The organism is Gordonia sp. (in: high G+C Gram-positive bacteria) (assembly GCF_049299075.1).
Taxonomy (GTDB): Bacteria; Actinomycetota; Actinomycetes; order Mycobacteriales; family Mycobacteriaceae; genus Gordonia.
This window is the reverse complement of the sequence record NZ_JBAQWU010000162.1, coordinates 1-11,293: the sequence shown is the minus strand read 5'-3', so window position 1 is coordinate 11,293 and position 11,293 is coordinate 1. Positions and strand designations below refer to the sequence as shown.

The window sequence follows — 11,293 nt, the reverse complement described above, 5'->3', positions numbered from 1 at the left end:
AGGAAAGGTGCGCCGATCAGGCCGAACGTGGGCGCCAGAGCAGCGGCGTCGAACCGTTCGGCGACGGCGCGCTGCGCCACCAGGGCCGCGGCCTCGCGCTGTCGGCCAGCGACGTCGTTGAGGGTCGATGGATCTACTGCGACGGGTTTCATACCAATTAGACGCACGCGAGGGGCGCCCGGTTCCCCGACGCGCCGCCGGACAGGTGAATCTGTGGATAACCGGCCGCCGACCAGGTATCCACGATGCGCCGATTGGTGTCTAAGAGCAGCTGGACGCCGGTCACGGCCCACCCACCCAGGTTTGGCCGCCGCACATGATCGCTTTGCCGCTCGGATCCTGCGCGACCGAATCGACCGCTGGATCGCACGGTTCGCCGATGTTGTGGATCTCGCCGGAATTGGTGGCGTGCTGAACCCACACGTAACCGCCTCCGGCACCCATGTAGGTGCATACCAAACTCTGGCCGTTGGGATCGGTGCCGAAGCTGCGCGCCTCCGTTTCGAGGCAGTGGCCGCCCTCGACCACTGCTGACCCGGCCGGGGTTTCTGGCACCACGTACTGGGTTTCGGTGGTCGTCGCCGTTGGTGGGGGAGTCGAGGTCTCCATGACGGTCGCTGTCACCGGCGCCGTCGGCGGATTGTCGCGGTTGGTGACGATCAGGTACGCCAGGACTGCGCCGAGCGCGATGACAAGGACGGCAGCGACGGCGGCCAGGGTGCCGGTGGTCTTGCCGCTGCCTGCCATGAGTCTCCTCGGGGTCGACTGGGTGGTGGTGACGGATTCTTCCACGTCGCGGCCGGTCAGCATACGAGCTCACCCTCGGGTGCCCAGGACCAGTCGCCGTTGCAGGCGTGATCGATCGCGGGGACCTCGACCGGGTCGAGGTGTTCCATCCGGGTCAGCGCGGTCTGCTGGTCCACCAGGTCGGGATGCGGCTCACGTAGCCACCCCCGCGGATGCGATAGCTTCATGCGCCGGACGTTACGACCCGCCTACGACAGACAACGAATATGACCAGGAAGTACCAAACAACGACGTCACGCGCGCGCCGCCCGGTTCCCCGACGCGCCGCAGCCCGGGTGAATCTGTGGATAACCGGCCGCCGCCCACTTAGGGTTAGCCGTCATGGACGACGCCGCGCTGGACCTGACTGTCGTGAACCACCCGCTAGTGCGGGTGCGGTTGACTATGCTGCGCGACGAGAACACCACGATGCCGGCGTTCCGGACGCTGCTGGGTCAGCTCAGCGGCATGCTGGTCTATGAGGCGATGGCCGACCTGACGGTCACCCCCGTCAGCGTGCGCACCCCGATCGGCCCGTGCGACGGCGTCGCGGTCCCGTGCGATGCGCCGCCGCTGCTGGTGCCGGTGCTCCGGGCTGGCCTCGGCATGCTCGACGCGGCGCTCGGTGTGCTGCCCGAAGCCCAGACCGGATTTGTCGGCCTCGCCCGCGACGAAGAGACTGCCGCGCCCACCGAGTACTTGGTCTCGCTACCGGAGAATCTCGCTGGCCGCCGCGTCTTTGTGCTCGATCCGATGCTGGCGACGGCGGGGTCGATGATCCACGCCCTCGAGGTCTTGGAACGCCGCGGCGCCGACACGGTGACCGTCGTGTGCGTGATTGGAGCGCCCGAAGGTGTTGCGGCACTGAAAGATTGGTGTGCCCGCAAAGATTCCCGGAAAGGGTGGCGATTGGTGATCGGCGGGATCGACGTCGGCCTCAACGACGCCGCCTACATCGTGCCGGGCCTCGGCGACGCTGGCGACCGGTTGTTCGGGCCACGCAACTTCTGACACCGGGAGTTCTGACAGCGGGAGTTCTGACAGCGGGAAGCATCGTGGCCGCGGGAATGTCGTAGGTCGGCGATACCGTGCGGCATGGCGAAGAAGAACGACAACGAGGGCTGCATCTGGATGGTCGGCGGACTCGTTGTGCTTGGTGTCCTGCTCTCGATCCCGAAGGAAGTGTGGATCGTGGTGGGGGTGCTGGTGGTTGCCGCGGTGATGGTGGCAATGGTGGTCAACGGGCAGGCCAACCGCCAGAAGCGGCGGGTGCAGGAGGCTGAGGCGGCGAAGGTGGTCGCCGCCCGGGCCGAGCGGGAACGACGAAAACAGTTCGTCGACGAGCTCGGTCGCCGCACGGTGGCGCGTATCGACTGGGCGCGGTCGTCGGCCGATCGGGTGGCCGCCTCCGAGGCGGCGCGCGAGGGTTGGCTGGGGGACACCGACTTCGGTCCGGACCTGGCCGCGATCGTCGACTCGTTTCGGCGGGCGCGCGCGCTACGCGAGAAGGCCGCCGCGCTGATCGTGCTCGACTCGTCGAACATTGACGACCGGCGGATTATCGACGAGGCGGAGGCCGCGGCGCAGGTGCTCGACGACGCAGCCAACCGCAACGTCGACCTGATCGAGCGGTGCGCGGCAGAGGCCGCAGCCATCGACGAGTCGCTGCAGGCCGACCGTGAGGCGGCGGCCACCGCGCAGCAGCGCACCGAATTACATGGCGAACTCAGCGCCCTGCTGTACGGCGTCGAGGCTGATCCGGTGGCGTCGTCGAACGCCGATTCCGCCGCCGAGCGGGTGATGGCGCGGGTGCGTGGCTACCGGGAGATCAAACAGCAGATTCGCGGCTGAGCGTGGTCAGTTGATCCAGGCCTGGATCATCGGCTCGGTGGCGATAGTCGCGCCGCCTCGGGTTATCACCAGGGATGACGGTGAAACGATGTACGCGATGTCACCGTTGACCGCAGTGAACGTCGAACCCGCGCGGGTCGGGTAGCCGACCTCAATGGTGTTCCCGTCGGCGTAACCCCGGTAGTAGTTGCGGCCGACCTGGCTGCCGACCTGGCAGACTACGGCGCGCGACCGGTGGGTGTAGCCGACAAAGAGCAGGGGATCCTCCGGCGCGTTGCAGCGTGGGCCGGAGGTGAAGCCGCGACTGTTGGCGCCGTTCACTGAGAGCGGACCGTTGCCGCGGTCCCCGGCGGTTGAGGCACCGGTCTGCCCAGTGACCGTGACGGTGGCCTGCTCCGGCAGCTGCTGGTCGACGACGGTGGCGGTGGCGGCGGGCACGTCGGTCGTAGCGGCGGCGGTGGTGGCGTTGTCGTCAGTGGAATTGGATGACAAGAGGAGGGCGACGACGGCGGCCACCGCGCCGACGGCCACGATCGCGGCGATGGCGGCCAGGATCTGCGGCATGCGGCTCGGTGGAGTCGGGGGTGGGGTTGGCTGATTGAAATAGCCCGGCTGCGGGCCGGGGGAGAAGTCACCCTGTCCGTACGGTTGCGTCACGCACATCAGCGTACGCAGACGCCGCAGCTTGCGGACCGGCCCACGCCAACCGGGCGCGCAGCGATAGAGTCTTTGCCATGCCCTATCTCTCCCTGACCGACGACACCGCCGAGGTATTCTTGGGTGCTCGCGGCCTCGAACTCGACGAGACCAACCCAGAGAATCGCTTCCGGCTCGACTGGATCGACAGCTTCAATGCGGTGCTCGACGAGGCGCTGTCGGCTGGCAAACCGATCGTGCTGACCGCCACCGGCAAGTTCTTCAGCAACGGCCTGGACACCGACTACATCGCCGCCTCCTACGGCGAACTGCCCGGCTACCTGGACAAGGTGCACGAACTGTATGTGCGGGTGCTGACCCTGCCGGTCCCGACGATCGCCGCCATCAACGGGCACGCCTTCGGTGCCGGCGCGATGCTCGCCCTCTGCGCCGATCACCGGATCATGCGCACCGGGCGCGGCTTCTGGTCGCTGCCCGAGGCCGCACTGAACATGCCGTTCACCCGCGGGATGGCCGCCCTCGTGCGGACCCGCGTCCCGGACGCCGCCGCCACCGAAGCGATGCTGACCAGCCGCCGGTATAACGCCGAGGATGCGCTCACCGCCGGCATCGTCGAGGAGGCCGTCGACGACACCGGCCTGCTCGATCGCGCCCGCGCAGTAGCCCGCGAGCGGGCCGCCCTGGTCGGTGACAATCAGGCCGCCATCAAGCGGGGTCTGCGGCTGCCGTTGCTGGAAGACTTGAGCACCCTGACGCCGCCGACACTGCTCTGATGTCCACGGCGATCAACGACTGGCTCGGCGAGAACCTCGATCGGGTGATCGCCTGGCGTCGGGAGATCCACGCGGCACCGGAACTGTCGATGGCGGAGTTTGCCACCACCGCGAAGGTGGTCGACGTGCTGCGCGGCGCGGGCCTGACGCCCACGGTGCTACCCAAGGGCACCGGCGTGGTGTGCGACTTCGGTCCGGCCGACCGGCCGCGGATCGGTCTGCGCGCAGACCTGGACGCGCTACCCATCCCCGAGCAGACCGGGCTGCCGTTCGCCTCGCGCATCGAGGGCGTCGCGCACGTGTGCGGCCATGATGCGCACACCGCGATCCTGATGGGCGTCGGCTGTCTGCTGGCCTCGGTCGAGGATCTGCCCTACAGTGTCCGGCTGATCTTTCAGGCCGCCGAAGAAGTGTTACCCGGTGGTGCACTCGACGCGCTCGACGCTGGCGTCACCGACGGTTTGGCACGCATCTTTGCCCTGCACTGCGATCCACATCTGCAGGTCGGCACCGTTGGTCTGCGATCCGGCGCGCTGACCTCGGCCGCCGACCGCGTCGAGGTGCACCTGCGCGGCCCGGGTGGACACACCTCGCGTCCGCATTTGACGGCGGACCTCATCTACGCGATGGGCGCCCTAATCACCGGGCTTCCCGGCGTCCTCGCCCGGCGCGTGGACCCGCGCTCGGGCACCGTCATGAGTTGGGGCGCAGCGCATTCGGGAGATGCGCCGAACGCGATCCCGCAAGAAGGGCGGCTGCGCGGCACCGTCCGCACCGGCGACCACAGCGTATGGGCCGACCTCGAACCGCTGGTGCGGAGCATCGTCGGCCAGCTGGTTGCGCCACTCGGCGTCAGCTACGACCTCACCTATGTTCGCGGCGTCCCGCCGGTGATCAACGACGACGATGCGATCACGGCGCTGCGACGCAGCGTCGTCGCTATCGATCCCGCCGCCGAGGTGGACACCCCGCAGTCGCCCGGCGGCGAAGACTTCGCCTGGTATCTCGAGCGGGTGCCCGGCGCGATGGCGCGCCTCGGCGTCTGGTCGGGCACGGGTCCGCAAACTGATCTGCATCAGCCCAACTTCGACGTCGACGAACGTGCCCTTGCGATCGGCGTGGCGACGCTCGCCGGAACTGTGCTGTACGGCGAGTTCGATCCCGCCCCATTCGATCCCGCCCCATTCGATCCGGTCGTGTAGAGTCTGGCGGCCGGGTCAGCCCTGATTGTCCATCGGTTCGTCCGGGCCGGGACCGACATTGCGAGCCTCGTGCAAGCGCAGCCGCTGGATGTAGTCCGATGGTGCGCCGGCCACCTCGGCCGCGTCACTGATCACGCCGATATAGCGCGCCGACGGCAGGCCGCCTTCGTAGCCGTCGACCACGTACAGCCACACCAGTTGCGGGCCATCGGCAGTATCCACGCGTGCGCGGATCTTGCGGTGCACCCCCAGTTCGGTGCCTTCCCAGCGGTCCAGGTTGGCTTCGTCCTCGTCGGGAACGTCGTAAATCACGACAAACACCTGGGCGTCTGGGTCGTCGCGGTCCTCGGTGACCGTGGCCAGCGAGCCCTCCCACCCGAGGTCGTCACCGGCGAAAGTGATTCGCCAACCGCAGAGCCAGCCGGTGGAGGCCATGGGTGAATGCGGCGCCCGTTGGCGCATCTGGGTGGGGTCCATGTTGGACGCATAGGCGGCGTAAAGGGGCACGCGCAAAGCCTATGCCGTCTGTCCTGTCGACGGAACCGCACACGGCGACGGAGTTGGGGATAAGTTGGGACGGACAGCAGCCCGGCGGATGAGGAGTGGCAACGTGGCGCGGATAGCAATCATCGGCGGAGGCCCAGCGGGCTACGAGGCGGCCCTGGCCGGAGCGGCCTACGGTGCCGAGGTGACGCTGCTCGACTCGGATGGGATCGGCGGTGCCTGCGTGCTCTGGGATTGCGTGCCCAGTAAAGCGTTTATCGCCACCACCGGGGTGCGTACCGAAGTACGGAAGGCCGCGAGCCTGGGTATCGACATCGACGCGGGCACGGCACCGGTGACGCTGCCGGAGATCAATCAGCGCGTCAAAGACCTGGCTTTCGCGCAGTCCGCGGACATCCGCGCCCGGCTGATCAGTGAGGGCGTGCGGATCGTCAATGCCCGCGGCTCGCTGGCCGGGTCCGGCACCGGCGGCGCGCACGAGGTGCTGGCCACCGCGCCGGATGGGGCGGTGGAGAGCGTCATTGCCGACATCGTGCTCATCGCCACCGGCGCGTCCCCGCGTGAGCTGCCTGATGCGCGCCCGGACGGCGAACGCATTCTGAACTGGCGGCAGCTCTACGACCTGCCCGAGCTGCCTGAGCATCTGATCGTCGTCGGCTCGGGTGTGACCGGCGCGGAGTTTGTGCACGCCTACACCGAGTTGGGGGTGGCCGTGACGCTGGTCTCGAGCCGGGACCGCGTGCTGCCGCATGAAGACGAGGATGCGGCGCGCGTGCTGGAGGAGGCATTCTCCGAACGCGGGGTCACGCTGATCAAGCATGCCCGTGCCGATAGTGTGACGCGCACAGACGATGGGGTCGTCGTGCAGTTGGCCGACGGCAAGACCGTCGCTGGCTCGCACGCACTGGTGACGGTCGGCTCCATCCCGAACACCACCGACCTGAACCTTGACCTAGCTGGCGTGACCGTCGACCGTGGCGGCTACATCACCGTCGATCGCGTCTCACGGACCTCGGTCGTGGGCATCTACGCGGCAGGTGACTGCACCGGCGTGCTGCCGCTGGCTTCGGTGGCCGCCATGCAGGGCCGCATCGCGATGTACCACTCGCTTGGCGAGGGCGTCAGCCCCATCCGACTCAAGACGGTGGCCTCGGCCATCTTTACCCGGCCGGAGATCGCTGCCGTCGGCGTCTCGCAGAACGCGATCGACAGCGGCGAGTATCCGGCACGCACCGTGATGCTGCCGCTCGCCACCAACCCGCGCGCCAAGATGAGTGGTTTGCGCCGCGGTTTCGTCAAAATCTTTTGCCGACCGGCCACCGGCGTGGTGATCGGCGGTGTCATCGTCTCACCGAACGCCTCCGAGCTGATCCTGCCGATCGCGCTCGCCGTCGAGAACAAGCTGCAGGTGTCGGATCTGGCCAACACCTTCTCGGTGTACCCGTCGCTGACGGGGTCGATCACCGAGGCCGCCCGGCAGCTCGTGCGGCACGACGACCTGGACTGACCCGGCGTTGACTGACGATCAGGCCCGCCCGGGCCGTGTCGGCACCTGGCGGGAGCTCTTCTCCGCCGAACACCGCGCACCGGTCGTCGTGTTGGCTGGCGGCGTCGGACTGTTCGCCACCAACACCTATGTGACGACCTCGCTGATGCCCAGCGCCGTGGCCGATATCCGCGGCGAGGAGCTGTACGCGTGGACCATGACGGTCTTCGTGGTGACCGCGGTCATCTCGTCGATGCTGGTGGCCCGCACCTTGGACCGGTTCGGTGGCCGCAGTGCCTATCTGGGCGGCTTCTTGGTGTTTGCTGCCGGAACCGCGGTGGCGGCCGCCGCGCCCACCATGGGCGTGATGCTGATCGGGCGGGCCGTACAAGGGCTGGCCGCCGGTCTGCTCGCCGGACTCGGTTTTGCCGTGGTGCGGCTGATCCTGCCGGCATTTCTGTGGCAGCGGGCCGTCGCGCTGATGTCGGCGATGTGGGGGGTGGGCAACCTACTTGGCCCGGTGATCGGCGGGGTCTTTGCGCAGCTCGGCGTGTGGCGCGGGGCCTTCGTTCTGCTGGCGGTGATCGCGCTCGCGCTCGGCGGCCTGGCCGCGCGGGTGCTGCCGCGGGCCGCTGGGACGTCGCGCACCGACGACGATCCGGTGCCCTGGCTCGCGCTGGTGCTGCTCGCGGTGTCCGCGCTGCTGATCAGTGTCGCGTCCCTCGAGACCGACGCGACGGCGGTCGCGGCGCTGATGCTGGCCGCCGTCGTCTGCGCGGCGGGTTTTGTGCTCCGTGAACGCCGTGCGTCAGTGCGGGTGCTGCCGGCGATGATCTACCGCGGGTCGTCGCCGCTGCGCTGGATCTACCTGTCGATCCTGCTGCTGACCTTGGCGGTCACCATCGAGACCTTTGTGCCTCTGTTCGGTCAGCGGCTCGGCGCGATGTCGCCGCTGGCGGCCGGGTTCTTCGGGGCGGCGATCTCGTGGGGGTGGACCGTCGGCTCGATCTCCAGCTCCACCCTGGAATCCGAGCGCGCGAAGCGAGTGGTCCGGGTACTCGGGCCGACCCTCATCTCGCTCGGCTTCCTCGCGTACGGACTGCTGCAGACCGACGCGCCCAGCGGCTGGGTGATCGCCGGATGGGTGGGTTCGCTGTTTGTGGCGGGCACCGGCATCGGCATGGCGATGGCGCACTGGCTGACCTCCGGACTGAAAGCCGCCTCCACTCCGGGGACCGGAGAAGCCGCGCAGATCTCGGCCGGCATGAACACCACGCAGCTCATCGCGACCGCCTTCGGTTCGGCGCTGGCCGGACTGCTGGTGGCGCTCGGCGGACCGTCGTTACTCGGCTCGGCCCGGGTGCTCAGCTTCGGCTACGTGTTGATCGGTGTTCTCGCCGTTGTCGTCGCTTTCCGTGAGTTCGGCTCGGCCCGCCGGTATCGGGAGCCGGTGGCCGACCAGCCGTAGCCGTGTCGCTGTCGCGCGTGATAGCGAAAGTCGCGCGCTATGCACGCCGCGCGACTTCCGACATCACGCGCGCGAATCGGCGGAAGCGTGCACGACTCAGGCGGCGAGCAGGCCGTCGATCTGGTTGATGGCGGCGGTGGCGCCCTCGATGACACCCATCTCCAAGACCTGTGCCAAGCCCTCGGCCGTGGTGTAGGTACTGGTGAAGACCGCGCGGGTGACACCGCCGGACTCGGTGAACGAGTAGACGTTGGCCGATGTCGGCATATCGTCGATTGGTTGCAGGTTCACATCAGCAAAGCCGTCGTCGAAGGTGAACGAGTTCGGCGCGTCGACCGCGGTGACCTGCCACCAGCCGCACGCGCGCCCACCCTCGGGCAGTTCCATGTAGTAGCTGGTGCGACCGCCGGGGGTGAGGCTGTGTTCGACGAAGGTCGCCGGGCAGTCCGGTGGGCCCCAAACCTTCTCCAGTTTGCGCGGGTCGGCGTAGATGTCCCACACCTGCTCAATGGGGGCGGCGAACTCGGCGGTGATGGTGATACTGGCGTTGTCGAGGTTGGTGTCGACGTTGATGACGGGCATGACGGCTCCTGTGGGTGTGGATTCAACTGTGTTCGGGTTCAGTGTGTGGCGTCGGCGGGTCGGGCGGGTTGGGGTCGAGGGCGAGGAGATCGTCGATCCGGGAGATCCGGCCGCGCCAGATCTGTGCCAGATCGCCGAGCATCGCCTGTACAGATCGCACGGCCACGACGTCACCGGAGGCCAGTTGCTGGCGACCGCTGCGCCGTTTGGTGAGCAGTCCGGCCTTCTCCAGGACGGCGACGTGCTTCTGTACCGCGGCGAACGACATGTTGTAGTTCTCCGCTAACGCAGTGACCGAGTGCTCCCCGGCCAGGACGCGGCGCAGGATGTCACGGCGCGTCCGGTCGGCGAGGGCGTGGAACACCGCGTCGGCGCGGTCCTCGTCGGCCTCGGTCACTTCCTCAATCTACAACCATTTGGTTGCATGTCAACCTTCCCGCATGCGGACGGGTGCCGCGGGAGGCGTTAGGCGAGGTCGAAGGAGTGGGTGACGGCGCGGTTCCAGCCGTCGTAGAGGCGTACGCGCTCGTCAGCGTCCATGGTCGGGGACCAGCATGCGCCCTGCGCCCAGTTGGTGCGGATGTCGTCGGTGGACTCCCAGTAGCCGACGGCGAGACCAGCGGCGTAGGCGGCGCCCAGGGCGGTGGTCTCGTTGACCACCGGGCGCACCACCGGGACGTTCAAGATATCGGATTGGAACTGCATCAGCAGATCGTTCACCACCATGCCGCCGTCCACCTTCAGTGTGGTCAGCGCGACGCCGGAGTCGGCCTCCATCGCCTCGATCACCTCGCGGGTCTGATAGGCGCTGGCCTCCAGAACCGACCGCGCCAGGTGCCGTCTATCGGCGAACCGGGTCAGGCCGACGATCACCCCGCGTGCGTCCGGCCGCCACCGCGGGGCGAACAGACCGGAAAAGGCCGGAACAAAGTACACGCCGCCGTTGTCCTCGGCCTGTGCGGCGAGATCCTCGACGTCGGCGGCGGTCGAGATCAGGCCGAGGTTGTCGCGCAGCCACTGGACCAGCGAACCGGTCACCGCGATCGAACCCTCCAGCGCATAGCGCGCAGGCTCGTCGCCCAAGCGATAGCAGACTGTGGTCAGCAGGCCGTGATCGGAGAAGACCGGCGCGGTACCGGTGTTGAGCAGCAGAAAGTTACCGGTGCCGTAGGTATTTTTGGCTTCACCCGGCTCCAGGCAGGCCTGGCCGAACATGGCGGCCTGCTGATCGCCGAGGATGCCGGCCAGAGGCACGTCGGCGAAGGAGCCAGCCGCGCGCAGCGGACCGATCACCTCCGACGACGAACGGATTTCCGGCAGCATCGACAGCGGAATGCCCATTTCCGCGCAGATTTCCGGGTCCCACTGCAGGGTGCGCAGATCCATCAGCATGGTGCGCGATGCATTGGTCACGTCGGTGACGTGTCGGCCGCCGTCGGTGCCACCGGTCATATTCCAGGACAGCCAGCTGTCCATGGTGCCGAAACACAGCTCGCCGCGGTCGGCGCGCTGGCGGGCGCCGTCGACGTGGTCCAGGATCCAGCGGATCTTCGGCCCGGCAAAGTAGGTGGACAGCGGCAGGCCGGTGCGCTCGCGGAACCGGTTGACGCCAGCCGGGTTCGCGGCGGCCAGTTGGGTGCACAGGTCGGCGGTGCGGGTGTCCTGCCAGACGATCGCGTTGTATACCGGCAGGCCGGTGGCCCGATCCCAGACGACGGTGGTCTCGCGTTGGTTGGTGATGCCGCAGGCCGCCAGGTTCAGCGGCTTGATTTCGCACGCCGCGAGGACCGCCGCGGCCACCCGGCGGGTGTTCCGCCAGATCTCCATCGGATCGTGCTCGACCCAACCGGCCCGCGGGAAGATCTGCCGATGCTCCAATTGTTCGGAAGCGACCACCTGGCCGGCGTGATCAAAGATCATCGCCCGCGTGGAGGTGGTGCCTTGGTCGATGGCGGCGACGTAACTCTGGGCGGGGGGCGGGGTG

General features: G+C 68.0%; 13 protein-coding genes. 6 read left to right on the top strand and 7 right to left on the bottom strand.

Annotated features, from left to right (window positions below):
* Positions 1-282 precede the first annotated feature (282 nt).
* Both WAW85_RS05575 and WAW85_RS05570 read right to left on the bottom strand, forming a co-directional pair.
* Positions 283-810, bottom strand: a complete 528-nt coding sequence (locus tag WAW85_RS05575) for a hypothetical protein (protein WP_422558652.1) — start codon at positions 808-810, stop codon at positions 283-285.
* On the bottom strand, positions 804-974 hold the full coding sequence (locus WAW85_RS05570; protein WP_422558651.1) for a hypothetical protein: 171 nt from the start codon (positions 972-974) through the stop codon (positions 804-806). Before WAW85_RS05570 ends, WAW85_RS05575 begins: the two co-directional genes overlap by 7 nt.
* 154 nt (positions 975-1,128) lie before the next feature.
* On the opposite strand from WAW85_RS05570, the gene upp reads away from it, so the two are divergent.
* A complete protein-coding gene (gene upp / locus WAW85_RS05565) occupies positions 1,129-1,797 on the top strand; it encodes a uracil phosphoribosyltransferase (protein WP_422558650.1) in 669 nt (222 codons plus the stop codon).
* Between the two features lie 84 nt (positions 1,798-1,881).
* On the top strand, positions 1,882-2,637 hold the full coding sequence (locus WAW85_RS05560) for a hypothetical protein (RefSeq protein ID WP_422558649.1): 756 nt from the start codon (positions 1,882-1,884) through the stop codon (positions 2,635-2,637).
* A gap of 6 nt (positions 2,638-2,643) precedes the next feature.
* On the opposite strand, the gene WAW85_RS05555 is transcribed toward WAW85_RS05560, so the two are convergent.
* Positions 2,644-3,294 (bottom strand): hypothetical protein, encoded by a 651-nt coding sequence (locus WAW85_RS05555; protein WP_422558648.1) that lies wholly within the window; start codon positions 3,292-3,294, stop codon positions 2,644-2,646.
* Positions 3,295-3,371: 77 nt separating this feature from the next.
* On the opposite strand from WAW85_RS05555, the gene WAW85_RS05550 reads away from it, so the two are divergent.
* Positions 3,372-4,067: an enoyl-CoA hydratase/isomerase family protein gene (locus tag WAW85_RS05550; protein WP_422558647.1), complete on the top strand. Its 696-nt coding sequence runs from the start codon at positions 3,372-3,374 to the stop codon at positions 4,065-4,067.
* Entirely contained in the window at positions 4,067-5,269 is a 1,203-nt protein-coding gene (locus WAW85_RS05545; protein WP_422558646.1) for an amidohydrolase, read from the top strand. The genes WAW85_RS05550 and WAW85_RS05545 overlap by 1 nt, the downstream gene beginning before the upstream one ends.
* A 15-nt stretch (positions 5,270-5,284) precedes the next feature.
* On the opposite strand, the gene WAW85_RS05540 is transcribed toward WAW85_RS05545, so the two are convergent.
* Positions 5,285-5,776: a gamma-glutamylcyclotransferase gene (locus WAW85_RS05540; protein ID WP_422558645.1), complete on the bottom strand. Its 492-nt coding sequence runs from the start codon at positions 5,774-5,776 to the stop codon at positions 5,285-5,287.
* Between the two features lie 103 nt (positions 5,777-5,879).
* On the opposite strand from WAW85_RS05540, the gene WAW85_RS05535 reads away from it, so the two are divergent.
* Both WAW85_RS05535 and WAW85_RS05530 read left to right on the top strand, forming a co-directional pair.
* Positions 5,880-7,280, top strand: coding sequence for an NAD(P)H-quinone dehydrogenase (locus WAW85_RS05535; RefSeq protein WP_422558644.1), 1,401 nt, complete (start codon positions 5,880-5,882; stop codon positions 7,278-7,280).
* A gap of 7 nt (positions 7,281-7,287) precedes the next feature.
* Complete coding sequence (locus WAW85_RS05530) at positions 7,288-8,727, top strand: MFS transporter (protein WP_422558643.1); 1,440 nt, start codon at positions 7,288-7,290, stop codon at positions 8,725-8,727.
* 96 nt (positions 8,728-8,823) lie between these two features.
* On the opposite strand, the gene WAW85_RS05525 is transcribed toward WAW85_RS05530, so the two are convergent.
* The 3 genes from WAW85_RS05525 to glpK form a co-directional block, all read right to left on the bottom strand.
* The gene (locus WAW85_RS05525; protein WP_422558642.1) at positions 8,824-9,309 is read right to left on the bottom strand and encodes an SRPBCC family protein; all 486 of its coding nucleotides are present in this window, start codon (positions 9,307-9,309) and stop codon (positions 8,824-8,826) included.
* Between the two features lie 22 nt (positions 9,310-9,331).
* On the bottom strand, positions 9,332-9,706 hold the full coding sequence (locus WAW85_RS05520) for an ArsR/SmtB family transcription factor (RefSeq protein ID WP_422558641.1): 375 nt from the start codon (positions 9,704-9,706) through the stop codon (positions 9,332-9,334).
* A 68-nt stretch (positions 9,707-9,774) separates the two neighbouring features.
* On the bottom strand, positions 9,775-11,259 hold the full coding sequence (glpK, locus tag WAW85_RS05515) for a glycerol kinase GlpK (RefSeq protein WP_422558653.1): 1,485 nt from the start codon (positions 11,257-11,259) through the stop codon (positions 9,775-9,777).
* Positions 11,260-11,293 lie beyond the last annotated feature (34 nt).

Excerpts from the sequence above, each read along its gene's own strand:
- WAW85_RS05575 (WP_422558652.1), bottom strand. The coding sequence starts at position 810 with ATGCTGACCGGCCGCGACGTGGAAGAATCCGTCACCACCACCCAGTCG.
- WAW85_RS05570 (WP_422558651.1), bottom strand. The coding sequence starts at position 974 with ATGAAGCTATCGCATCCGCGGGGGTGGCTACGTGAGCCGCATCCCGAC.
- upp (WP_422558650.1), top strand. The coding sequence starts at position 1,129 with ATGGACGACGCCGCGCTGGACCTGACTGTCGTGAACCACCCGCTAGTG.
- WAW85_RS05560 (WP_422558649.1), top strand. The coding sequence starts at position 1,882 with ATGGCGAAGAAGAACGACAACGAGGGCTGCATCTGGATGGTCGGCGGA.
- WAW85_RS05550 (WP_422558647.1), top strand. The coding sequence starts at position 3,372 with ATGCCCTATCTCTCCCTGACCGACGACACCGCCGAGGTATTCTTGGGT.
- WAW85_RS05545 (WP_422558646.1), top strand. The coding sequence starts at position 4,067 with ATGTCCACGGCGATCAACGACTGGCTCGGCGAGAACCTCGATCGGGTG.
- WAW85_RS05525 (WP_422558642.1), bottom strand. The coding sequence starts at position 9,309 with ATGCCCGTCATCAACGTCGACACCAACCTCGACAACGCCAGTATCACC.